This window comes from Bacillus sp. EU55 (genome assembly GCF_038005925.1).
GTDB classification, from domain to species: domain Bacteria; phylum Bacillota; class Bacilli; order Bacillales; family Bacillaceae; genus Bacillus; species Bacillus velezensis.
In genome coordinates this window covers 252904-275079 of record NZ_JBBOUE010000001.1, presented here as the reverse complement: position 1 = coordinate 275079, position 22176 = coordinate 252904, and the positions used below count along the sequence as shown (strand labels likewise).

19 protein-coding genes, 3 pseudogenes and 1 other annotated feature are annotated in these 22176 nt (G+C 48.8%); of the genes and pseudogenes, 6 read left to right on the top strand and 16 right to left on the bottom strand.

Annotated elements, in window-relative coordinates; translation table 11 throughout:
- Nucleotides 1-55: 55 nt before the first annotated feature.
- The gene (locus NYE50_RS01495) at nucleotides 56-1177 is read right to left on the bottom strand and encodes a response regulator aspartate phosphatase (protein ID WP_224988818.1); all 1122 of its coding nucleotides are present in this window, start codon (nucleotides 1175-1177) and stop codon (nucleotides 56-58) included.
- 109 nt (nucleotides 1178-1286) lie between these two features.
- Here NYE50_RS01495 and NYE50_RS01490 point away from each other — a divergent pair, with 109 nt between their 5' ends.
- On the top strand, nucleotides 1287-1790 hold the full coding sequence (locus tag NYE50_RS01490) for a M15 family metallopeptidase (RefSeq protein WP_159353740.1): 504 nt from the start codon (nucleotides 1287-1289) through the stop codon (nucleotides 1788-1790).
- Here the strand turns inward: NYE50_RS01490 and NYE50_RS01485 are convergent.
- Both NYE50_RS01485 and NYE50_RS01480 read right to left on the bottom strand, forming a co-directional pair.
- Entirely contained in the window at nucleotides 1787-3145 is a 1359-nt protein-coding gene (locus NYE50_RS01485) for a YcdB/YcdC domain-containing protein (RefSeq protein WP_159353739.1), read from the bottom strand. The two genes, NYE50_RS01490 and NYE50_RS01485, sit on opposite strands and share 4 nt — an antisense overlap.
- Before the next feature lie 200 nt (nucleotides 3146-3345).
- Nucleotides 3346-4752 carry a YcdB/YcdC domain-containing protein gene (locus NYE50_RS01480; protein WP_159353738.1) on the bottom strand — a complete coding sequence of 469 codons (1407 nt, stop codon included), beginning with the start codon at nucleotides 4750-4752 and terminating at the stop codon, nucleotides 3346-3348.
- A gap of 106 nt (nucleotides 4753-4858) precedes the next feature.
- On the opposite strand from NYE50_RS01480, the gene NYE50_RS01475 reads away from it, so the two are divergent.
- On the top strand, nucleotides 4859-5854 hold the full coding sequence (locus NYE50_RS01475; protein ID WP_224988816.1) for a DUF5105 domain-containing protein: 996 nt from the start codon (nucleotides 4859-4861) through the stop codon (nucleotides 5852-5854).
- Nucleotides 5855-5897: 43 nt separating this feature from the next.
- Here the strand turns inward: NYE50_RS01475 and NYE50_RS01470 are convergent.
- From NYE50_RS01470 to NYE50_RS01455, 4 genes and pseudogenes are all read right to left on the bottom strand, one after another.
- Nucleotides 5898-6831, bottom strand: a pseudogene (locus NYE50_RS01470) (aldo/keto reductase).
- 129 nt (nucleotides 6832-6960) lie between these two features.
- On the bottom strand, nucleotides 6961-8031 hold the full coding sequence (locus tag NYE50_RS01465) for a helix-turn-helix domain-containing protein (protein ID WP_017419344.1): 1071 nt from the start codon (nucleotides 8029-8031) through the stop codon (nucleotides 6961-6963).
- A 137-nt stretch (nucleotides 8032-8168) separates the two neighbouring features.
- On the bottom strand, nucleotides 8169-8813 hold the full coding sequence (locus NYE50_RS01460) for an esterase/lipase family protein (RefSeq protein ID WP_016936851.1): 645 nt from the start codon (nucleotides 8811-8813) through the stop codon (nucleotides 8169-8171).
- 196 nt (nucleotides 8814-9009) lie between these two features.
- On the bottom strand, nucleotides 9010-10125 hold the full coding sequence (locus NYE50_RS01455; RefSeq protein ID WP_159353737.1) for a type II asparaginase: 1116 nt from the start codon (nucleotides 10123-10125) through the stop codon (nucleotides 9010-9012).
- 177 nt (nucleotides 10126-10302) lie between these two features.
- Here NYE50_RS01455 and NYE50_RS01450 point away from each other — a divergent pair, with 177 nt between their 5' ends.
- Together NYE50_RS01450 and lmr(B) are read left to right on the top strand one after the other, a co-directional pair.
- Nucleotides 10303-10869 (top strand): TetR/AcrR family transcriptional regulator, encoded by a 567-nt coding sequence (locus NYE50_RS01450; protein WP_007409030.1) that lies wholly within the window; start codon nucleotides 10303-10305, stop codon nucleotides 10867-10869.
- Between the two features lie 36 nt (nucleotides 10870-10905).
- The gene (gene lmr(B), locus NYE50_RS01445) at nucleotides 10906-12345 is read left to right on the top strand and encodes a lincomycin efflux MFS transporter Lmr(B) (protein ID WP_224988814.1); all 1440 of its coding nucleotides are present in this window, start codon (nucleotides 10906-10908) and stop codon (nucleotides 12343-12345) included.
- Between the two features lie 34 nt (nucleotides 12346-12379).
- Here lmr(B) and NYE50_RS01440 read toward each other — a convergent pair whose 3' ends face one another.
- Nucleotides 12380-13507, bottom strand: coding sequence for an aminotransferase class V-fold PLP-dependent enzyme (locus tag NYE50_RS01440; protein WP_159353735.1), 1128 nt, complete (start codon nucleotides 13505-13507; stop codon nucleotides 12380-12382).
- A gap of 71 nt (nucleotides 13508-13578) precedes the next feature.
- Between NYE50_RS01440 and pcp the strand changes: the two genes are divergently transcribed.
- Nucleotides 13579-14226: a pyroglutamyl-peptidase I gene (gene pcp / locus NYE50_RS01435; protein ID WP_022552532.1), complete on the top strand. Its 648-nt coding sequence runs from the start codon at nucleotides 13579-13581 to the stop codon at nucleotides 14224-14226.
- On the opposite strand, the gene tatC is transcribed toward pcp, so the two are convergent.
- From tatC to NYE50_RS01415, 4 genes and pseudogenes are all read right to left on the bottom strand, one after another.
- The gene (tatC, locus tag NYE50_RS01430; protein ID WP_089072404.1) at nucleotides 14223-14948 is read right to left on the bottom strand and encodes a twin-arginine translocase subunit TatC; all 726 of its coding nucleotides are present in this window, start codon (nucleotides 14946-14948) and stop codon (nucleotides 14223-14225) included. The two genes, pcp and tatC, sit on opposite strands and share 4 nt — an antisense overlap.
- 61 nt (nucleotides 14949-15009) lie before the next feature.
- Entirely contained in the window at nucleotides 15010-15207 is a 198-nt protein-coding gene (locus NYE50_RS01425) for a twin-arginine translocase TatA/TatE family subunit (protein WP_003156681.1), read from the bottom strand.
- A 12-nt stretch (nucleotides 15208-15219) separates the two neighbouring features.
- A pseudogene (locus tag NYE50_RS01420) lies at nucleotides 15220-16971 on the bottom strand (alkaline phosphatase D family protein).
- 263 nt (nucleotides 16972-17234) lie between these two features.
- Nucleotides 17235-17663: a cell wall hydrolase gene (locus NYE50_RS01415; protein WP_003156683.1), complete on the bottom strand. Its 429-nt coding sequence runs from the start codon at nucleotides 17661-17663 to the stop codon at nucleotides 17235-17237.
- Nucleotides 17664-17816: 153 nt separating this feature from the next.
- On the opposite strand from NYE50_RS01415, the gene NYE50_RS01410 reads away from it, so the two are divergent.
- Nucleotides 17817-18200 carry a DUF2512 family protein gene (locus tag NYE50_RS01410; RefSeq protein ID WP_003156684.1) on the top strand — a complete coding sequence of 128 codons (384 nt, stop codon included), beginning with the start codon at nucleotides 17817-17819 and terminating at the stop codon, nucleotides 18198-18200.
- Between the two features lie 38 nt (nucleotides 18201-18238).
- Here the strand turns inward: NYE50_RS01410 and NYE50_RS01405 are convergent, their stop codons facing one another.
- The 4 genes and pseudogenes from NYE50_RS01405 to NYE50_RS01390 all read right to left on the bottom strand — a co-directional run bounded on the left by NYE50_RS01405 (nucleotide 18239) and on the right by NYE50_RS01390 (nucleotide 22092).
- Entirely contained in the window at nucleotides 18239-18403 is a 165-nt protein-coding gene (locus NYE50_RS01405; RefSeq protein ID WP_007409016.1) for a tryptophan RNA-binding attenuator protein inhibitory protein, read from the bottom strand.
- An 88-nt stretch (nucleotides 18404-18491) separates the two neighbouring features.
- Nucleotides 18492-18742: a binding site (T-box leader), on the bottom strand.
- A 48-nt stretch (nucleotides 18743-18790) separates the two neighbouring features.
- Nucleotides 18791-19555: pseudogene (locus NYE50_RS01400) on the bottom strand (macrolide 2'-phosphotransferase).
- A 295-nt stretch (nucleotides 19556-19850) separates the two neighbouring features.
- Entirely contained in the window at nucleotides 19851-20798 is a 948-nt protein-coding gene (locus NYE50_RS01395; protein ID WP_011996260.1) for a DNA-binding domain-containing protein, read from the bottom strand.
- 1 nt (nucleotide 20799) lies between these two features.
- The gene (locus tag NYE50_RS01390) at nucleotides 20800-22092 is read right to left on the bottom strand and encodes a sensor histidine kinase (protein ID WP_063096089.1); all 1293 of its coding nucleotides are present in this window, start codon (nucleotides 22090-22092) and stop codon (nucleotides 20800-20802) included.
- Nucleotides 22093-22176: the final 84 nt, after the last annotated feature.

Genomic DNA, 22176 nt, shown 5'->3' with positions numbered 1-22176 from the left:
AAAAGAGATCATAAAAAGAACGATGAAACCGAAGCTCCCTCGTTCTTTTTTTTCATTATGCGTAGTTGTTCATTTGCAGCCTTTTTTGCACGCCGACAAGCCTGCTGAAAAAATAAGATGCCGCTTTGTAGTTCTCCCGTTGATGAAAGAAATGAGCCGCGTCCTGAAGCAGTTCCTCTGTGTCAGCCAACAGCTCTTTTGATTCCAGAATGTCAAAATACTCTTTGAGCGAATCCTGTCCGCCTTCCCCCTGATAAAGCTCTTTAATCAGACGGAATTTCGTCAGATAGATCTCATCTTCCCATTCCGCCGCGCTTCTCATGCCCCGCGCGCAGCTGGCGGCGGCTTCACTGTATTTTTCCGTTTTAAAGTAGATATGCGTGAGTGAAAAAACAGCCTGGATGACCTGCCGGAAGCTGTGTGCTTCAAATCCGGCGGCCGCCCGTTCAAAATCCTCCGCCGCTTTGCAAAAGTCACCCAGACTGTACATACAGTGCCCGATATTATAATAGGCCGCAGCAATCATATATTGATCATCAAGCCGCTCCGCGTGCTCCAAGGCGCATTCGAGGTATTCCAGCGCTTTTTTATGCTGCTGGGCGTCCATCAGATTTCCGGCAATGATAAATTTGCACTGCACCCTTCTCATTCCGTATAATTCATATTTCTTGTAAATATCAAGCGCCTGTCCTGCGTAATTCATCGAAAAGAAAGTCTGCTTGATATGATAGTACACCTCAGAAATTTTATACAAAAACTCGGCTTTCTCTATGTCATCTTCCACATATTCAAGTTTTTCCTCAGCCCGCTTATAATGAGAAATCGCTGAGATGAAGTTTTTCTGCTTAAATTCATACATTCCCCTGAAATAGTAAAAATAATATTCCAGTAAGCCGGTCAGCTTTTGCTGGTTCATCTCAATCTCAGTGAGCATTTCAGAGAACGGAGGCTGGCAGTCGCCGTCTTTCATGGGTTTTAATTTATCCAGCATGATGCGGTGCCGAAATTCCATCAATGAAAAATACAACAATAAATCCTGGTTCTCTTCCATATCTTCGAGTTCATATTGAATCTCCCGCTTCAGCGCTTCAGCTTGATCGGCTTCAAACGCGCGGATCAGCTTATACCATTCATTCATCTTTACGGCCACTTCTTCAGATGGAATCTTGGATTTCATAGATTTGCCTCCTTCCTCCGGCTACTAATTATGTTATATTTTATCATAGCAAATTTATGGCAGTGAGCAAACAAAGATTTTAACCAATTAAAGAAAGAGAGAATTCACCATGAAACTATCAGTCAGAATTGCGCTGCTTTTGATCTTCTTCTTTTCCGCAGACCTATGTTTTTCCTATGTGCAGAAAGAATTGAGGCCGCAGACGGCATTACAAGACAGAGCCATTCCAAACGCTCTTCATCCGCTCGTGAAACAGAATGCGGAGCTATTGCAGACGGCCGCTCTGAAAAAAGGCATCACCGTCGTTATCACAGAGGGTTTCAGATCAATTGAGGAACAAAACGAATTGTACCGTCAAGGACGTTCAAAAAAAGGAAATATCGTCACCTACGCAAAAGGCGGGGAATCTTACCACAATTACGGCCTTGCGATCGACTTCGCCCTGCAAAAAAAGGATGGAAGCCTGATTTGGGATATGACGTACGACGGAAACCGAAACGGCACGCCCGATTGGCTTGAGGTCGTATCGATTGCCAAAAAGCTCGGTTTTGATTGGGGAGGCGATTGGAGAGGCTTTAAAGATTATCCTCATTTACAAATGATCCCTGGCTAATAAAACCTTTTCTTTTTTCGCTTTTGCGCATCAATGTACGGAGGATAGACAGGCCTGTACACAAGCTTATATCCTTCATTGCCGGACGGCGTAAAATCGCGCTGCCACTCCAGCCCCAGATGGAAATCGGATAAAAAAGCGGCCTTTGCTTCTTCGGGAGTAACGGCCGGCACCGGATTGATCTTCTCCAGCTGCTCCGGGTCAATGTCAGGCGCCATGTAAGCTTCCACAAGCCCCGTTACGGGACTGACAAGTATTCTCGCAGCGCCGAACCGCAGCGGAATATCCTGATGCCATATGGAAAAATGGAAGCGGAACCTGCCCCTTCCGTCCGTTTTCAGCGGGTTCATTTTAAAAAACTCGTCCGCTCTCGGATAAAGCTTGTATAAAAATTGAAGCGCGACGGCCTCACACTCTTCCGCAGAATAAAAGGCCGGGCCTTGATGCTCAATAAAAGATTTAAAGGCTGTCATTTTCCCTGTCTTTTTGTCCGTTTTCATCTTCATTGTATTTTTGTTGCTGCTTTCAAAATAGCTTTCGATACTCAAATCTTTCCGTTCCGGAACCGACCCTTTCCGCCATGTCGTTCCGATCTCATCCCCGAGATCGCGCCGGCGCGTCTGAACCATATCCGCGGTAAACCCCATTAATTCATCCAGGCTGATTTCCCGTTTATGTTCAAACGCGGGAAGCGGTTTTGCCGGCTCATTCCTGTCTTCGCAAAGCTGCTGATCCGGCACGATATCATCTTCACCGGCCGGATAGCTGTAAGCCGGCAGAATCGGTTCATAGACGAGACGCGGTATTTTCTCAAAATTGACCACATCATAGACGAGACTGAATGTCAGCACACTCATATAATGCGAGACGACTTTTTCCCGATCGACGAATGTTTCCGGAACGGGCGCTTCACCCTTATCCCCGTAATAGATAAACTGCACGACGAAGCCGCTCCTGGTTACATCAACGAAAAAACCTGAATCGGGAAGCGGCCGGCCGAGCACTTTTTTTGTATAGATAAATCGGATGCACCCATTGCGTTCTTCCTTCGCCTGAAAGATGAAATTCATAAAAGTAAGCGGGCGGTGTCTCGCCGCAAACCGAAGAGCCGTCAGCTTTAATTCGGCGTCTGACAGCTGCATGTCTGAACCCGGACAGTCGTTGCGTGAATAGGTAAGCAAAGATCCGTCGTCGCCCAGCTCAATCGTGACCGTTTTATCCGGCTGGTTACGATCTTTCCATATATAATAGGCTTTCGTTTTTTGTTTTTCATCATAATCTTCTATTTCAAGCTCATAGTGCGGCGGTATGTTCCCGATTTCCAGCGCTTTTTTTCTCAGATGTTCTTTCAGCAATGGGGTCATCCTTTCAGAAGAGTGTATAAAAAAGAACTGTTTTTTATTATATAAAAACGTCCTTATCCTTTTAAAGGGAAGAAAGTGCCTTTTATGTGTCTATTTTTAGCAAAGAGGGAAAAGAGCCGTATTCAGAGCGGCTCTTTTTCATACAAATGTCACATTCCCCGTGAAAGCCCCGGGATGAACGCCTATGACCTTCAGCCTATTAAACTCATGATCGCTTCTCCCGTATGAGCCTCAATAAACCGCGGGAAAACCGGCTTGTATACGAGCCTGTACACTTTTCCGCATCTGTCGTCATCGTAACAACGGTCCCAAGCGAGCTCTGCTTTGATGGCCCGGCGGATCGCGTCCTTCGCCTCTCCCAATGTCAATGAAGGAACGGGATCGATTTCCTGGAGCTCTTTCGGATCAATTTCCGGCGGCATATAAAAAGTGACAAGACCCGTCTTTTTGCTGACACAGATTCTCCCCTCTCCGAATCGCAAATCAACGCCGCCCGAACAAGCCTTATATGTAAGTCCCACGTTTTCTCCTTCATCATCCGGCTCATCATATTGAACCCGGAAATACTGATCCGCTTCCGGAAACATGGCGAATAAAAAGCGGATGGCCATGTGATGGCATTCTTCCTCGGAAAACACCGGTTCGCCTTCAACTTTTATAAATGACATCACCCCGGTGAGCCGGCCCGATTCTTTATCATACCTTGTTTTCAATACGTGTTCATTCCGTTCTTTTAACAGACTTTCAAAGCTTTTATCTTCCCGTACGGATTTTGTTTTTTCAGGACGCCAGGCAATGCCGATGCGGCCGTCTCCAAGATCAGTTTCCCTCTCTTTATAAAAACCGTCATGCAGCCCGATCATGTCATTGATGCTCATCTTTTCCGCTTCAGGTGCAGGGCGTGAAAACGGGACATACGGCAGCGTGTCGTCTTCCAGCTCTTCATATTCGTCTATTTCTTCATTCTCTTCCTCTTCCTTCAGATCGGCCGATATCGGCCGCGTCGGAGACACGATTTCATAGACGAGATGGGGCTTGTCATCCCCCTGCACATAGACGGACTGATGCAGCACGGTGAACAACAGCTCTGCTTCAATATGTTTGACAAAGTGAGCCAATGCTTCCCGCTTGTCCGCAATTGTTCCGGGTCTTACAAGATTATCGGCCTTCCCATGGTAAGAAAAGCCGGTTACTTCCCCTGTCAAAGACAGATCGACGTAAAACCCGGTCAGCGGGAGCGGCAGACCGTCAGCCATCTGAACATAGGAATATCTCACATCGCCATCATTGGCGGAGCCGCTGTTTTCCAACTCGAACTCAGCCAGTGCCCCAGGACGATGGGTTTCTAAAAACGCCCGCATCCGTTTTTCTATGTCCGATTCCGAAAGAGGCGGCAGATCAGTCCGGAAAGCCGGACGGGATAAGTATTTCAGTTTTCCGTCCCGGTCTAATTCGACCATGATGCCGGCTTCCGGATCATTCTTATCTTCCCACCAAAACAGAACCTCATCTTCCTGGTATTCTTCCACATTACTCTCATAGCGGGCAGGTACGTTTCCGATTCGGAGAGCCAGCTGTTTCAACTCTTCTTTTTTCATCATAACACTTCCTTTTCTTCCACCAAGACTCTTTTATACAAAACTAGTATAATTAACCTGTCTGTCTTCATGACTATCGAATTAATAACAACAGGGGGTAAACCAGATGTCCATCAAAAAAATGAGCGCCTTGTTTTTCATTCTGCTTCTCACGGCATTTACCGCCGCATGCAGCAGCGAAACGAGCGGCGGCCAGGAAAGCAGCACGGCGAAAGTGAAAATAAAAGATACGGCATGGGCCGCTTCAGACGATACTGAACATTCGGCCGCGCTGAAAGTAACGGTCACCGTCAAAAATACGGGCAAAGACCCGCTTACCGTCAAAAGCAGCGACTTCTCGCTTTATCAGGATGACGCAAAAACAGCCAAGGCCGATAAGGAAGACTTGTTGCAGAGCGGCACGCTTCATGCGGGTAAGACAGTGACGGGCAATCTGTCCTTCACGGCTGACGAAGGCAAATCCTATGAATTGGTATATCAGCCGCAGGCAAAAGACGCGAAGCCTTTATCTTATAAACTGAAAGTCAAAGGCACAGCCTCAAACGCAAAACCTGACCCGGCGGACGCATTATCCGCCTACATTGATGTGATGCTGTACGGCAAGCACAATAAAGATTTCACCCGCCTGACCGGTGTAAATGAAAAAATGACGGCCGCCGCATATCAGGAATCGGCGAAAGCCAGCTTTATCACCTCAGCAGGCATTTCACAAGAACAGGCGGATTCAAAAGCCATTACCGCTATTATTGACGCCATGTCATCAGCGCTTCGGGATAACACGGAGCTCAAGGTGCATACCAAATCCATGTCAGGCAAAAAAGCCGTCCTTGAAGCAAAAGTGACGCCGCTTGATATGTCTCCGCTTGCGGGCCAGCTGCAAGACCGCGTGCAAGACTATGCCGGAAAGCACCCTGATGCTGATGAAAACGAAATTGTCAGCCACCTTCTTTCTGTCTATCCGGAAGAGTTTATGCGCCTGAAACCGGCTTCTTCTTCCGTTACAAGAGAAATCGAGATGAAGAAAAACGCCCGCGGCCAGTGGTATCTGGATACAGACGCCGATCTGGAAGGATTGACAGAAGCGTTTTTGAAAACGTCCTGACAACAAGAAAGGAAATAGCGCAGGCTATTTCCTTTTTTTATTTTCACTTAAAGATGTCACTGATAAATTGAACCTCATCCTCGGTTAACTGCACATGAAGCGCGTCCAGATTGTGTTTCAGCTGGTCGGGGCGTTTGGCTCCGGGAATGATCGCATCCACCGCCGGCTGCGACAGAAGCCATGCGAGTGCGATATGCGCTGTCTGCGCCCCTTTTTCTTCCGCAACGGCCCGAAGCTTATCCACTCGCTCCAGGTTTTGGTGAAAAGCTTCTCCCTGAAACGGCGGCCTGTTCTTTCGGCTGTCCTCAAAGACTGTGTCTTTTGTAAACTTTCCCGTCAGCAAGCCGGAAGCAAGCGGAAAATAAGGAATAAAGGAAATGCCGTTCTTTTCACAATAAGGCAGCAGATCGTGCTCCGCCTCACGCTGAATCAGTGAATATTCCGATTGAAAAACCTCTAAATAGCCGTCGGCGTTAAACTCCTGCAATTGCCGGAAGCTGAGATTGGACGCGCCGATTGCTCTGATTTTCCCTTCGTCCTTCAGTTCTTTTAACGTGCCCGCCACTTCGCGAGAGCGGTGTTTTGCCGTCAGGGAAGTGGACGTAATACAAATCAATCACGTCTGTTTTCAGCCGCTTCAGGCTGTTTTCCGCCTCACTCCGGAGAAATTCACGGCTGTTGTCCAGCTCGATCTGTCCGTTGACCTCTTTGTGCGCGCCTTTTGACGCAATCACGAGGCTGTCCCGCACGCCGCGCTCTGCGACAACTTCACCGATTAACTCTTCGGAACGCCCCAAACCGTATATAAACGCCGTATCAATAAAATTGACGCCGCCGTCCAGCGCTGTGCGGATGAGTTCTTTTCCCGTTTCATCATTAAGATTCGGAAACAGATTATGTCCTCCGACCGCATTAGCGCCAAAGCCGATACGCTTTACCCGTAAATCCGTCCTGCCCAGCGTACGTGTCTCATCCATGGCTCAGGCTCCCTTCCTTTTATCGCTCTGTTTAGTATTAGATAACCGGTAAGAATTATCCTGCCTGAGAGCCTATCTATAGAAAAAACCTTGAAAAGCGTTTGCCCTTCAAGGTTTTTTTGCTGTGTATTAAGATGTCAGAGCTGCGGCGAAGCGTTCGGCTTCATCCGTGAGAGCACCCTCGATTTCCTTATAGCGGCTGGAAATCGTTGAGGCGCTGACGCCGTACTTCTTCGCCAGCTTGGCTTGAGAAACGGACGCGCCGTTCAGAGAAATGCTGTTCACGTAATATTCGACCGCCGCCGCGAAAGCTTCAGGCTTTCTGATCGTCGGTGTTTTTTTGACACAGAACGTTTTCCACAGATCAATCACGGCCGGAACCAGCTCAGCCGGGTATTCATCCCCGCTCAGGCCTTTTTCAATGGCGTCCGCCGTTTCCTTCTCCATGTCGTTCGCCCACTCTGTCTGTTTTTCTTCAGCAGCCTGCTCAGACTCTTCCGCAGTTGTTAAAAGAGCGGCCAGCACAGTGTCGAAGTTTTCCTGCATAAAGCGCTCAGGCGATTTGCCTTCCGCAAGGGCCGGGGCCGCCGCCTTTTTCACTTTGCTGATTAGAGCTTCGGTCCGCTTCACAGGGAAGATCGTAAATTGCATGAAGAACTCCGCTTTTTCCGCTTCGTGGATCGGATAGCCGAGAATCAGGCTTCCCGCCGGCGGAAGATCCTGCTGGCTGACGTCCATTTCCACTTTGAATTGTTTTTTCGTCATCACATCTTCAAAGTGAATCATTCCTTCTTTCACATCTTCAAGCACCATAACGGCAGGTGTCATGCTTTTCCATGATTCAACGATTTCCCGTGTTTTCGGGCGGTTGATCCCGCCGGCTTTTTTCTGAAGATATTCTTCAAAAATCGTCTTGCCGCCTGCCAGCGGACGGAAGAAAATTCCCCAGATGCCGAGGTTGAAGACTCCGATGTCTTTTGTCTGTCTGTCCAGCTCCGTAATGAATGCGTGCTGGTTAATAAATGATGATATGCCGTCTCTATGTGCTGTAAAGGCGTACTCCATTAGGCTTTCCTGAATCTGTTTCGCTTCTTTTGCCGCGATGTCTGCCGGAATGGCAGCTTCTTTGCTTCCGCAGCATTTTTTATATTTCTTCCCGCTGCCGCATGGGCAAGGGGCATTTCTTTTCACTTTTCCCACAATAAACCCTCCGAATTCTGATATAACTTTATTATTTTAACAAAAATAACTTCAGAGGGCTTGGTTTACGGCGAAAAAAGAATATGGAAGAAAAAAAAGACCCCGGGATATTCTCATTCTCCGGGGCTTTGAAACTGTTAATTTGTATTTTGTCCGCCGCCGTTCAGACCTTCTTTAATCAGCCCGTTTACTTGGCTGTTCATCAAAAGTCCGATGTGTCCGACACCGTGAATCTGCACGTTTTTCCCGCCGATCAGCCGTGACAGCGGGTTCATGACGATTAAGTCCGCTGAGCTGTAAATCGATGTATATAAAATCTTTTGGTTCGGATCAGTCCCCGGAAGCGCCCGGTTGGTCACAAGGCCGTTCGCTCCGCCCAGTGTGACGACGTTTGCGATTTTGTCTCCGCCGTCAAGATTTTTAATGTAATAGAGCGTGTTGGCGCCGCCCATGCTGTGCGCGACGATATCGACTTTTTTCGCACCTGTTTCGCTGAGCACTTTTTTCACGTAATTGGACAGTCTCGGTGCATTGTGTCTGTTGTTTCCGGTTTTGTCCAGAAAATCAATGGCGTACATCTCATTTCTTGACCAGCCTTGGGATGCCAAGTACGTTTTGATTCCCGCGAAGTTAAAGGACGCCCCGCCGATTCCGTGGACCATGACAACCGGGTTATGCTCTGAGGAAGCTTTCGATACGGTCGGCTGGAAGGCAAATACGGAAATGACGGAGAGCATGCAGACTGTAAGAATCGCTAGGATTTTGCTTTTGATTTGTTTCATGAACTTTCCTCCTTTTATGTAATTTTTTGCAATTTTTCATTTTATTAGAGAAGAAAAGGAAAAAATAGAGTATTTTTTACTGTTTTCAACAATTGAAAAAGAGGCGGAAAAATGAGAAAGACGCCCCTTTCCCGAAAGCACACTTATACTTTAATACGGCAAACAAAAAAAGGAGAGAACACCCGGTTCTCTTCTCCTAGTACTCATTGAAATAGGTTTGAATCCGCTTAGGGTCATGCGTTTTTGTCAGCGCGAGCATCAGCAGAATCCGCGCTTTTTGAGGGTTGAGAGAGTTTGAAGCTGTCAAATGGTCTTTTTCATACTCTCGATTAGGTGTTACCGTTCCGTTTCCCGTCCTTGTGGAGCGGACGACCGCCAGCCCGCTTTTGACCGACTTTACGGCGCCTTTATGCGCCGCATCAGACATTGAGCCGTTTCCCGGGCCTGCAAAAATAATGCCTTGCGCCCCTGATTTTACGGCAGCTTCAAAGAGATAGCTTCCGTCATTTTGATAGCCGTATATAATATCGACTTGCGGCAGTTTATCAAGTTTGTCTATCTTGAAATCTGTATCCTTCGTATGCTTTCGGGTCATGATGTTATTAAAATAGATGTCATCAGCAATTGTTCCGATATAACCCATCTCTTCCGATTTGAATGTGTCTGCCGCGGTTGTATTGGTTTTTGTCACATAGCGCGCCGAAGCGATTCTGTCATTTAATACGACAAGCGTCCCCTTACCTTTCGCATCAGGCGCAGCCGCTGTTTTTACAGCGTTATATAAGTTGGACGGCCCGTCTGCTCCGATCGCCGTGGACGGCCTCATTGACCCGTCGACAACAACGGGCTTGTCACTTTTGACCGTCAGATTGAGAAAGTAGGCGGTTTCCTCAAGTGTTTCTGTTCCATGTGTAATGACAATGCCGTCTGTATCATCAGACTTGAGCAGCTTGTTTACCCGTTTTGCAAGTTTCAGCAGTGTCTCGTTATTCATATTCTGGCTGCCTATATTCACAACCTGTTCTCCGCTCACATGCGCGACCTCTTTTATCTCCGGAACGGCCTGAATCAGGGCATCAACTCCGAATGCCCCCGCCGTGTACTCCGTAGCGGACGTCTTTGAAGGAGCAGCGCCTGCAATTGTGCCGCCGGCGGCAAGAATTTTAACATTCGGAAGTCCGTCTTTTTTCGCTGGGGCTGCGGCTGCCATCCGGGGCGGTGTTTCTTTCGCTTGAGGAGATTGGGAGCAGCCGGCCGCGATGAAGAGCAGAGCCGTGATAAATGTAATGAAGGGCATAAATTGTTTTTTCATTCTTTTCTCTCCTTTTCTTTATTTATGAAGATTTTCCTCTCACCGGTCAACGCGCTTGTCAGGCAACCTCCCGAAGAAAATAACCGTTAAAAAACCTTGACACCGTCATGTGAAATCAAGATAATAGACCAGTCACTATATTTTAAATTTGTCAAAAATCAGTAAGGTGGGAACATTATGAGCTATGGAGATTCTCGTGAAAAAATCCTCGCCGCGGCAACCAGGCTGTTTCAGCTTCAGGGATATTACGGCACGGGGCTGAATCAGATTATTAAAGAAAGCGGTGCGCCGAAAGGTTCTCTTTACTATCATTTTCCGGACGGCAAAGAGCAGCTCGCCATTGAGGCTGTCAATGAAATGAGCCATTATATCCGTATGAAAATAAAAGAAAGCCTTGATGCCCATCCTGATCCTGCGGAAAGCATTCAAGCGTTTTTACAGGACTTATCAAGCCAATTCACATGTCCGGAGAACTTTGAAGGGTTTCCTGTCGGTTTACTGGCTGCCGAGACTGCTTTAAAGAGCGAAAAGCTCCAGCAGGCCTGTCAAAGCGCTTATCAGGAATGGGAGAATCTGTTCGCGGGCAAATTGAGATCAGCCGGTTTTTCTGATGAGAAAGCGGCGGAAATCAGCACTGTTTTAAATGCCATGATAGAAGGCGGCATCATTGTGTCCTTAGCCAAAAAAGACAAAATGCCGATCCTCCATATTTCTAAACAAATCCCCAACCTGCTGAAGACATAAAATACGAGAGACATGTACGTATAGAAAGAGAGGAGAATGATTTTGGAAAACGCTCAGCCTTCCAAACAATATAAAGTCATGCCGATCATGATTTCTTTACTGACGGCAGGGTTTATCGGCATGTTCAGTGAAACGGCGCTGAATATCGCCCTGACTGACCTGATGAAGGAGTTACATATCACTCCTGCGACCGTCCAGTGGCTGACGACGGGCTATCTGCTCGTTCTCGGTATTCTTGTCCCGGTATCGGGTCTGCTTTTGCAATGGTTTACGACGAGACAGCTGTTTATCGTTTCACTCGCTTTTTCCATTATCGGCACGCTGATTGCAGCGCTTGCGCCGAGCTTTCCGTTTCTTTTGGCGGCGAGAATCGTGCAGGCTTTAGGAACCGGGCTGCTGCTGCCGCTGATGTTTAATACAATCCTCGTCATCTTTCCGCCGCATAAACGCGGAGCGGCGATGGGGACGATCGGGCTTGTCATCATGTTCGCTCCTGCGATCGGTCCGACATTTTCAGGGCTTGTGTTAGAGCATTTGAACTGGCATTGGATTTTCTGGATTTCTCTGCCGTTTCTTGTGTTGGCTCTTTTATTCGGCATCGCCTACATGCAGAACGTGTCTGACATTACAAAACCGAAAATTGACGTGCTTTCCATTATTCTGTCTACGATCGGGTTTGGCGGCATCGTATTCGGATTCAGCAATGCGGGCGAAGGATCAGACGGCTGGTCAAGCCCGACGGTTATCGGTTCGCTCACTGTCGGTGCGATCGCGCTCATCTTATTTTCCATCAGGCAGCTGACAATGAAGCAGCCGATGATGAATCTGCGCGCTTTCCGCTATCCGATGTTTGTTCTCGGTGTCGTGATTGTGTTTATCTGTATGATGGTTATCTTATCGACAATGCTCCTATTGCCTATGTATTTACAAAGCGGACTGATGCTGACGGCGTTTACGTCCGGGCTCATCCTGCTGCCGGGCGGTATTTTAAACGGCTTTATGTCTCCGGTGACGGGGCGTCTGTTTGATAAATACGGGCCGAAGTGGCTTGTCATTCCCGGATTTGTCATCACGGCAACTGTGCTTTCGTTTTTCTCAAACATTAACGGCGCTTCAACGGCCATTCTCATCGTCGTGCTCCACACGTGCCTGATGATCGGCATTTCCATGATCATGATGCCGGCGCAAACGAACGGCTTAAACCAGCTGCCGCCGGAATTTTATCCGGACGGAACGGCCATTATGAATACGCTCCAGCAGATGGCCGGCGCAATCGGCACTGCGGTGGCGGTCAGCATCATGGCAGCCGGGCAGAAGAATTATATGAGCACCGCGAAAAACCCGAATGATCCTTCCGCATACTCTCACGCGCTGATTGCGGGCGTCCAGCACGCCTTTATCTTCGCGATGATTGTCGCTGTTATCGGCTTGATCAGCGCCTTCTTTATGAAACGGGTCAAAGTGAATCACTCATAAGAAAACAGCAGGCTCCCCGTGAGTCTGCTGTTTTTTATATACCGCGCGCTTCAGCCAGTTCATCAATCGCATAGATCAGATCATCGGCCGTGTTATAGAAATGAGGCGCCAGCCGGATGATTTGTCCGCTGGGTGCGCATACGATGTTTTTCCGCCTCAACAGCGCAGCCGTTTCCGCCGCTTTTTCATCCCGTATGGAAATCATGCCGGGTCTGTCATCGGCAGACGGCGGCCCTGTGAGATTCAGTCCTTTTTCAGAAGCGTATTCATACGCAAATGCGCTGAGTTTTTTTACTTCTTGGTGAATGCGGTCTGTGCCGGCATCGTTTACTAGAGATAAAGCCGCCTGTGCCGCATATATGCTGATAAATGCCGGGGTTCCGGTCTCAAAGCGTTTGGCTCCGTCCGCATAAGAAAAACGGGTTAAATCCAGCATCGACGCCCGCTGCTGCCCGAACCACCCGGTGACTTTCGGCTTCAGCCGTTCGGCAAGTTCCTTTCTGACATAAAGAAACGCCGTTCCCGGTATGCCGAGCATATACTTTCTCGCACCCGCGGCCAGCATATCAACTCCCCATTCTTTTACATCAATCGGGATGTGCCCCGCCGATTGATAAGCATCGACAAAAAGAAGCGATCCCTTCTTTGCGGATATCTCGGCAATGCGCTTCATATCCTGGACAAAACCCGACGTATATGACACATGGGGCACACAGGTGAAAAGCGTCTGCTCCGATATGTATGTCTCATACCGCTCTAACGGGATCATTCCATCTTCAGACGGCACGACTGAAAGCTCCATCTCAGTCTGCGCCTTCAAAATGTGGGCGATCGCCGGAAAATCCAATTCCGTATACACCGCCTGTTTCTTTCGGCTATCCGGTAAAGCAGAAACGACGGCAGAGACAGCAGCCGTTACTGAAGGTAAAACGGCGATTTCTTCAGGATGGGCGCCGATCAATTTCGCAAATTCACACCTTGCCTGCTCCGTTCGTCCAATGGCTTCTTCCCAGTTTCCGCCATGCTGAAGCAGGCTTTCCTGGTAGTCATTGATCGCTTTTGAAACCGGCAGGGCAAGAGCGCTTTGAGAGCAGCTGGCGAGCATCGTATGTGTGCGGAGCGCCGGAAATAAAGATCGGTATTGCACCAGAGGCGAATTCAAGACATGTTTCCCCCTTCGGCAGGAATATATGTCCATTATAGAGTATGGTAAAAAGAAAAGGAGGGTTTTATATGGAGAAAAAAGTATTGCTGACAGGCTTTGACCCCTTCGGCGGGGAAACGGTCAATCCTTCATGGGAAGCGGTCAAACGGCTGAACGGTGCCGCTGAGGGCCCCGCCTCTATCGTATCCGAACAAGTGCCGACCGTTTTTTATAAGTCTCTTGCCGTACTGCGCGAGGCGATCAAAAAGCATCAGCCTGACATTATCATCTGTGTCGGACAGGCAGGCGGCAGAATGCAGATCACGCCGGAACGGGTCGCGATCAATCTCAATGAGGCGCGCATACCGGATAACGAAGGAAACCAGCCTGTCGGGGAAAACATTTCTCAAGACGGTCCCGCGGCCTATTGGACCGGCCTTCCGATCAAACGGATCGTTGAGGAAATCAAAAAGGAAGGCATTCCCGCGGCTGTATCCTACACGGCGGGGACGTTTGTATGCAATCATCTCTTTTACGGCCTGATGGATGAAATCGCCTGCCATCATCCCCACATCCGCGGCGGGTTTATACACATCCCGTACATTCCGGAGCAAACTTTGCAGAAGTCTGCGCCGAGCCTCAGCCTGGATCTCGTGACAAAAGCGCTCAAAATCGCCGCGGTGACCGCCGCGGCGCATGAGGACGATATTGAGACCGGCGGAGGCGAACTTCACTAAGCTGCAGACGGCGCCTCGGCCCATTTCTTCCGGTAAACGATGCGGGACAGCGTCACACTGATTTCATAGAGGACGAGCAGCGGAATCATGACGAGAAAGTCAGACATAAAATCCGGAGGCGTAATCAGCACAGAGACGACGATCAGCACAAAATACGAAAGCTTCCGCGCCTTTGCCAGCCGGGTTGGATTCACGATTCCGAGCCGTGTCAGAAACATGACGGCCAGAGGCATTTCAAATAAAAATCCGAACGGCAATGTAAGATTCAGCATAAAGGTAAAATACTTGTCCGCCGTAAATACCATGTCAAAATGGCCGGCGGACAATTGTGTTAAAAATCCGAGCACAATCGGAAACAGCACAAAATACCCGAAGGAAATTCCGATGATAAACAAAACCGAAAGCCCCGGAATGTAAAGCAAAGCGGCGCGGCGTTCAAACGGGGTCAAAGCCGGCGCCGTAAAACGCCAGAGCTGAAAGGCCGCAACCGGAATCGCTGCCGTAAGGGCGCATATTCCCGCAATCATCATATACACCCATAAAATCTCGCTCGGCCCTAAAACGGCCAGCCTGCCATCCAAATCCTTGATCAGCCAGTCATAAATATCCTGCACAAACCAGCAGGCGCCGATAAAACACACGAGAAAGGCGATAACGGTTTTAATGAGACGCTGCCGGACTTCCTCTAAATGCCCGATCAAGTGGGTTTCTTTTTTATCCAATCGTACATCCTCCTTATAGAGAAAGAGGCAGAAGCGGATTCGTCTGCCCCCATGTCAGGATTCAGCCTGCCGTTTTGTCTTTCTCAGCCGTCTGCTTGTCCGGCTCTTCATTTGAGACCAGTGTTTTTGCGGCGCTTTTAAATTCAAGCAGCGTGCGGCCGGCTGCACGGCCGATTTCCGGAAGCTTTGAAGGTCCGAAAATGATGAGAGCGATGACGAAAATCAGGATCAATCCGGGAATGCCGATATTTGAAAACATGAGTGTGCCTCCTTATTGTGAGATTTTGGCCCGTTTCTTTCTCATTTGCTTTTCATGCGCATTGTTATGGGCGAAGAAACGATCCTCTTCCACCTCGTTCGACTGCTTTAAACCGCCTGCAACCGCAGCTTGAGAGACCTTCCGAATCCCCGTCTGGTCTTTCTGATAAATGAATGAAGCCCGCGTGGATACCTCAGCCCCCGGCTCCGTCACGTACGGCACCACTCTGTAATCCGCTCTCCATTGGGCAGGGGTCACCGTACAGCGGACATAGCCGCGGTAATCGTTGAAAAACTTAATATGCGGGTTTTGTTTTAAGATCTGATCCGTATCGGCCCGTTTATCCGCCCCGTTTCCTCCAGATGTAATGGAAGTCCCGACGAATTCGGCTCCGAAAATCTTTGAATTCGTTTGGTTAAAATCGGTATGCAGGTTTGACGCCCAGCTTGCGTGAACATCACCTGTCAGCACGATGACATTGTTCAGGTTTTAGCTTTTTATAAAATTGATGACCCGCTCCCGCTGAGCCGGGTAGCCGTCCCATGAATCCATGCTGTATATCGGATTGGCGGTTGTTCCGAAATTCCATTGCGCGAAAAAGATTTGCTGCGCCAGCACATTCCACTTCGCTTTTGAGGCGGCTAAATTGCCGAAGAGCCATTGCTCCTGTTCTGTCCCCATCAATGTACGCTTCGGGTCTCTCCACTCATCAGAAGGCGGCTTATTCCCGTCGCCGTTGGCCTGATCATCTCTGTACTGTCTTGTATCAAGCACATTGAACGACGCTAAATTGCCGTAAGAAAATTGCCTGTACAGCCGCATATCAGGACCGTTCGGCAATGACATGCGCCTGAGCGGCATGTGTTCATAATAAGCCTGATAAGCGGCGGCCCTCCTGAGCACAAACGCTTCAACGGATTGGCCTTTTTCAGGGATAACATTGGCATAATTGTTTTCCACCTCATGATCGTCCCACGTCACGACCCACGGAAATGCGGCGTGGGCGGCTTTCAGATTGGCATCAGAGCGGTATTGGGCATGACGGTTGCGGTAATCTGACAGTGTATACACTTCAGCGCTGCTGTGCGTCCTGACATTTCCCGTTTTTGACACATATTCGTTCGGTCCGTATTCATAAATGTAATCTCCGAGATGGAACACGAGATCAAGCTTTTCCTTCGCCATATGTTTATACGCCGTATAATAGCCGTGTTCATACTGCTGGCATGAGGCAAACGCAAACGTCATGGCGGATACGTCAGCGCCGGGAGCGGGCAGCGTTTTCGTCCGGCCGACGGGACTGAGCTCATGCCCGCTTTTAAACCGGTAATAGTACACTTTATTGGGCTTGAGCCCGTCCGCCTCGACATGAACGGAGTGCCCGAGATTCGGCTTGGCCATTTCCGTTCCGCGTTTGACGATGTGACGGAAATGTTCATCAGCGGCGATTTCCCATTTTACCGGCACGGCCTGCTTCGGCATGCCGCCCCCATTCAGCGGGTCAGGGGCAAGACGCGTCCAGAGAATGACGCTGTCAGACAGCGGGTCGCCGGAGGCTACGCCGAGGGTGAACGGATAGTTTGAAAATTTCGGAGCGGCATTCACTTCAAACGCGCCGATGGATTGCGCGATCGCTAACCCGAGGGAAAGACCGGCGATTTTCCCGGCGCCTTGTATAAATGCGCGGCGGTCAAACGTATTGTTCTGAAAACTTTTGTTCTCCAATTCCTTGATCCATTCATCTAAACGGCCGTCATGTGTCATGTCAGTTCCCCTTTCGTCTCATTGATCGCCCTTATTATAAAAAAGAAATGTTAAACCGCTATGAAGAAGTGTGAAGGATTTGTAAGGCTGAAAAATGGACGGCGGGAGACATTTTTCACATTGTTTCGACAAACCTTGCCCCGCCGGGAGAAAACCCCCTCTGTTTCTTTTTGGCTTGTCATCCGTCAAGCACACTTTTTTCCTATTTTTCTTCACAAAAAATTAAAAAAACACCGTTCATTCTAAGAACGGTGCGCCCGGGATTAAAATGTATTGTACACGTTTTCGCACGTCTCACCTGTCGGCTGATAGAAGCAGTGGGATCTGAATCTGGCGACAAACGGCTGGCCATACCAAGTCTGCGGGCAGTTGCCCGGCGGCTTAAAATACCACAGGCTGAATTTAGCCGGCCAAAACCTTTCTCCATTAATGTTCCTGCGGGCAAGCCTCCGCTCGGATTCACGCGGTCTCTGGTAAAAGTATCCGTGAGTCACCGCTTCAAACGCGTGCGGCTGAAACACCATCTGCCTGATGGTGCGCAGGCCTTTAAAATCAGAACAATTCGCCCGCACCCTATTGATTCCCACATTGCCGACCAAAAGCATTCCCTGCTTCCCTTCGCCTTCCGCTTCCGCCCTGAGCAGCCTTGCCATTAGATCGACATCGGCGCTCGACGCTTTTACGACTGCCATCATGACACCTCCCGTATTTTCTCCTTTCATCATATTCAGCAGCGGCCCAGTGATGACAGCCAAAAGCCAGAAAACAAATGTTCACGAAAAAAGGGTTTATATTTCACGTTATGAGGAAACATACTAACATGATTTCCATAAGGAGGAATTCGCATGGAACACATTAAAGCGCTTGCCATTAAAGGCATTATGACCATCATTATTCTGTATCTGATACTCGGCTTAGGTTTTCGCTTTACATTCGGCGACGTGCTGCTGATGACCATTGTGCTGGGAGCCGTTTCCTACTTTACGGGCGACTTGTACGTGCTTCCGAGATGGAATAATATCACGGCGGCGTCCGCTGATTTCGGAATCGCGTTTCTTGTCGTCTGGCTGATGGGAATGCCGCTGTCCATGGGCATTTCCGGGGGAAGACTGGCGTTTGCCGCTCTTATTTCCGCCGTCATCATCGCCGTCGGAGAATATTTTTTCCATATTTATCTGATGAGAAAAGACTTGGGCGGGTCCCGTTTTTTAGAACCCCGGTCCGAATAACGTAAAAAAGGCCGGATAACGGCCTTTTTCGTTTGATTTCACTGATCAATATGCTTTCTGATAAAATGCAGCAGCGTATTTCCTTGAGCGGTCAATATGACGCCCTTCGCGCCGCACTTCGGACAGGGCGTCCCTTCCTTCTCCTCGCCGGTTCCTTCACAATGCGGACACGTGAGCTCAAGATCGTCGGTTGCGATCACCATGAATATCCCTCCTTTTTTGATTGTCTGCCCGTCTCCAGTCACTTTCCATGGCCATCACCTCCTTAACAATACAAAAAAACCCCGTCCATCAAAGGACGAGGTTTTCGCGGTGCCACCTTTATTAACGGCTGATAAGCCATTCTCTCAAAAAGTACAGAAACACACGGTTTCAATACTCCTTTCTTGATAACGGGGAAAGAATCCCGGCACCGCCTACTGTCATTTCAGCGCAGCAATTCAGAAGCCCATTCGGCACCGGACGGGGATCGGTTCACAGCGGCCACCGACTCTCTGAACCCCGCGCGCTGATGCGTACTTACTCTTCCTCAGCATTGTTCATCCGTTCTTTTATTTTAAAATGTATCATACGCTGTCATCCGGCGGAAGTCAATAACCTTTCGGATCGGTCAGGCCGAGCATGTCCCGCGCCATTTGCATATGCTCCTCTTGCCCCGTCTGAAGCGCAAACTTCGCCGTTTCCACAGGGTAAGCGGCCTGCCATTATGTCACATGCTGATTTTCGTTTACAAAAATATGCGGAGGATGCAAGTCGCCATGGATCAGCGCGGAAAAATCAGGCCAGTACGAACTGTCATTTATCCACGTTTGCCATCTTTTCCAAAGCGGCTCTGAGACCCCGATTTCTTTTTTTATGTGATCCATTGATTCCGCCGCCCTTTGCCTGACGTCATCCGGTTTTATGATTTCAATTCCGGATCTGGAGGCCGCATCCGGGTCTGCCCCGTGCAGCTCGGCTAATGCCGCGGCAAGCGAGCCGACAAAACCGTCTGAAGGCGGCTCGTGTTCCATATTCCAGACATACTGTTTCTTATCCAGATCAATTGCGGCAGCTGGTATTCCGTCCAGTTTCGGATAAGCGATCAGTTCCGGTGTATGAATCCGCCAATCGGGCACTGCTACCGCGGCATGGCTGCGGAGAAACGCGAGAACGCCGCTTTCTGCAGCCGCTCTTTCGATAACATCGGGACGGCGCGGCTTTCGGAGCACCCATGTCATGCCGCTGTCATCTTCAGCAAATACGACTTGGAAGTCCATACCCGTTTCATTTATGTCCGCCCCTTCATACTTTAACCGTAAGCCATTTTCCTTTGCGATGTTCAGAACGGTTTCTATTTCCCTTTGTTTTGTCATTTCGTTTCCCCATTTCCCTTATTTACTGACACAGAGCTTCGCCTGAGGCGGGGGAGAAAGAGATATGTGAAGACGCCAAAAAGAGGGCGGCATAATCGCCGCCCCCTCACTATTACTTCAGGTTCCTTTATTCAGGCAGACAATCCCGGTTTCCTCCGCGCTCAAGGCAGAGACATTGACACTATTTTATTAGTGCGAAAACCGGATTTTGACTTGCCATCAGGACCCCTCCGTTCTTTTTTAGTTAACATTATTTTACACAAAAACCTTATATACGTAAACCCTATTTATCAGCTTACCGGCTGCCTCCGCTGACAAATTTTGATCCTTCGCGTAAATCTTTCGCCTCCAAAAAGAAGACGTGAATGAATTTTTTCATATTCACTTTAACCGGAGAAAGCGGCACGGTTTCCTTAGCCTGCATTTCTTTCATTCTCTTGCTGACAGCGGGGAAATCAAAGAATTTCGAGGCGTAATATTCAAATTTGGGGTTTGAAAAATCAGTTGTGCCCAATGAAGCGAAATGGTTTAACGAATGAATGACGGCCCTTCTGATCCGCTGTTCCGAGGCTTTGATTTCCCTGTTAACCTCGGCTTGTGCCGCCGCAGGCCCCAGCTTCCGGATGGCGACGTTTGTAAACATCTGCTTTAAAGACGGGATGTTTCTTTCCGCCTGTTCATCCTCAAATAAATAGTGAAGGACGGCCATGAGGTCATGCGCCCCGCTTTCTCCCACGATGCCTAATTCCGATAAAAGAAATTTTCCTGTTTCTTTGATTGATTTCTCGCGCATCCCCCCCGGCCCGCTTTTTTTCGGCTCATTCCGCTGAATAAGACGGCTTAACGAGTGTTGGATGTCGCCGATCGAGGTTTCCAGTTCAATCCGCTCTTTTACTTTTCGCAAAACGGTGACGATCTCGATTTTGTTGATCGGTTTGTGGATAAAGTATTCGATGCCGAGAGAATAAGCTTCTCCCACCATTTCCTTTGCCTCCACCTGCGATATCATCACCGCTTTTCCGTTGTACGATCCCTGAAGATGCCGGATCGTCTCAATCCCGTCCCGACCCGGCATCAGCAGATCAATTAATAAAATATCGACTTGTTTAAAATGGAGATAATGCCCTTCAATCTGGCTTCCGTCCTCTGCCTCACCGACGACTTCTCCTAAGTCCTCGTCCTCGATCATCTGTTTTAAAATGGAACGGATCGCCCGGTCATCATCAGCTATAAAAAAACGCATATTATGAGTTCATCCTTTCTGCAATCAAATGCTTCACCGGCAGTTTAATCGTAAATATGACGCCTTTTGGCTTGTTATGAAAGGAAATGTCTCCGTCAAGTTCAGTTACGATTTCCTTCACGTAAGTAAGCCCGATGCCCGTTGAAGGTGTGCCGAATTCATCGTATTTGGACGTAAACCCGGGATCATAAACGACCTCTCCGATTTTTTCCGGAATGCCGGGACCGTCATCTTCCGCCTGAAATTCAGCCTTTTCTCCTTCCGCCCTGCGCAGCGCGAGGCGGATCTCACCCCTGTCACCCATGGCTTCGACGGCATTGGCGGTCAGGTTATTTAAGATCGACAGGACGGTAAAGACGTGATAATCGGGATGTTCTCCTTCAATCACGCTCCGGAATTGAATGTCCTTGCCTAAAGATTCGGCGTATTTTTCATTGATTCGGATGACGATGCCGACCAGATCGGCGGCATTCATGTAATCCCGGAATCTCTCATTGGAAATCAGCTTCGACAAACCGGCGAATATTCGCTGATTGTCTTTTTTCACTTCATGAATTTCTCCCGCAAGGCGCAGCATTCGGCTACCGAGCTCCCGGTCGTTCCCGCTCATTTCCCGATATAGCTGATAGGATTCTTTCGTCACATGCTCCGTCGTTTTCAGCGTTTTTTTCAAATGAATCGTTTCTTCATATAAGTTGGACACAATCATCAGCATGTGCTCATGCTGCTTTCTCGTTTGTTTTTCCCTGACCTGAGATTCGTGCAGCTTCATCACGTTGAAAAAACTCAGCACAATAAATGTGTGAGAAACAGCGATAACCGCAATATCCGCCAGCTTGTCCGGCATCATAATCTGCCGGCCGCCGGAAAACTGAACCGTCATTTCAACGGCATCGGACGCAATTTCAATGAGAAAACCGAGAAACCCGATCATCAGCGGCCGATCCCAAAAAAGCCTGACCTTCAGCACATAAAACAAGCAGGCATATGTAAAGTAAAAAAAGAAACTGGGATATTGGCTGAAAAAAGCCTCCGTAAAGCCGGCATGCTCTCCTCCCCAGCACGCCAGGCCGATCCGGAATGCCACAACGGCTGCACCTGTCAACAGCCCTGACAATACTGCCGGCACATGCCGAAGCAGCAGCAGAAAAAAGAAAAAAGCCGGGGCGCCGAAGCTGATCCGATATACCTCATTCAGGGGGTAAAATTTCAGTTCCCCCGCCAGCGGCACGGTGATCAGCATAAGGGCGAAAAGATAGCCGTCTTTTTTCAGTAAATAGTCGAGCCTGATCATAATCACTTCCTTCTTCTGTCTATTTTGAACAAGACCGATACAGTCCGCAAATTTCTTTAGACCCGAATGGCGGGACGCTCCGGC

Coding starts and splice junctions, on each gene's coding strand:
- NYE50_RS01495 (WP_224988818.1), bottom strand. CDS start 1,177: ATGAAATCCAAGATTCCATCTGAAGAAGTGGCCGTAAAGATGAATGAA.
- NYE50_RS01490 (WP_159353740.1), top strand. CDS start 1,287: ATGAAACTATCAGTCAGAATTGCGCTGCTTTTGATCTTCTTCTTTTCC.
- NYE50_RS01480 (WP_159353738.1), bottom strand. CDS start 4,752: ATGAAAAAAGAAGAGTTGAAACAGCTGGCTCTCCGAATCGGAAACGTA.
- NYE50_RS01475 (WP_224988816.1), top strand. CDS start 4,859: ATGTCCATCAAAAAAATGAGCGCCTTGTTTTTCATTCTGCTTCTCACG.
- NYE50_RS01460 (WP_016936851.1), bottom strand. CDS start 8,813: ATGAAACAAATCAAAAGCAAAATCCTAGCGATTCTTACAGTCTGCATG.
- NYE50_RS01455 (WP_159353737.1), bottom strand. CDS start 10,125: ATGAAAAAACAATTTATGCCCTTCATTACATTTATCACGGCTCTGCTC.
- NYE50_RS01450 (WP_007409030.1), top strand. CDS start 10,303: ATGAGCTATGGAGATTCTCGTGAAAAAATCCTCGCCGCGGCAACCAGG.
- pcp (WP_022552532.1), top strand. CDS start 13,579: ATGGAGAAAAAAGTATTGCTGACAGGCTTTGACCCCTTCGGCGGGGAA.
- NYE50_RS01425 (WP_003156681.1), bottom strand. CDS start 15,207: ATGTTTTCAAATATCGGCATTCCCGGATTGATCCTGATTTTCGTCATC.
- NYE50_RS01415 (WP_003156683.1), bottom strand. CDS start 17,663: ATGGCAGTCGTAAAAGCGTCGAGCGCCGATGTCGATCTAATGGCAAGG.
- NYE50_RS01410 (WP_003156684.1), top strand. CDS start 17,817: ATGGAACACATTAAAGCGCTTGCCATTAAAGGCATTATGACCATCATT.
- NYE50_RS01405 (WP_007409016.1), bottom strand. CDS start 18,403: ATGGTGATCGCAACCGACGATCTTGAGCTCACGTGTCCGCATTGTGAA.
- NYE50_RS01395 (WP_011996260.1), bottom strand. CDS start 20,798: ATGCGTTTTTTTATAGCTGATGATGACCGGGCGATCCGTTCCATTTTA.
- NYE50_RS01390 (WP_063096089.1), bottom strand. CDS start 22,092: ATGATCAGGCTCGACTATTTACTGAAAAAAGACGGCTATCTTTTCGCC.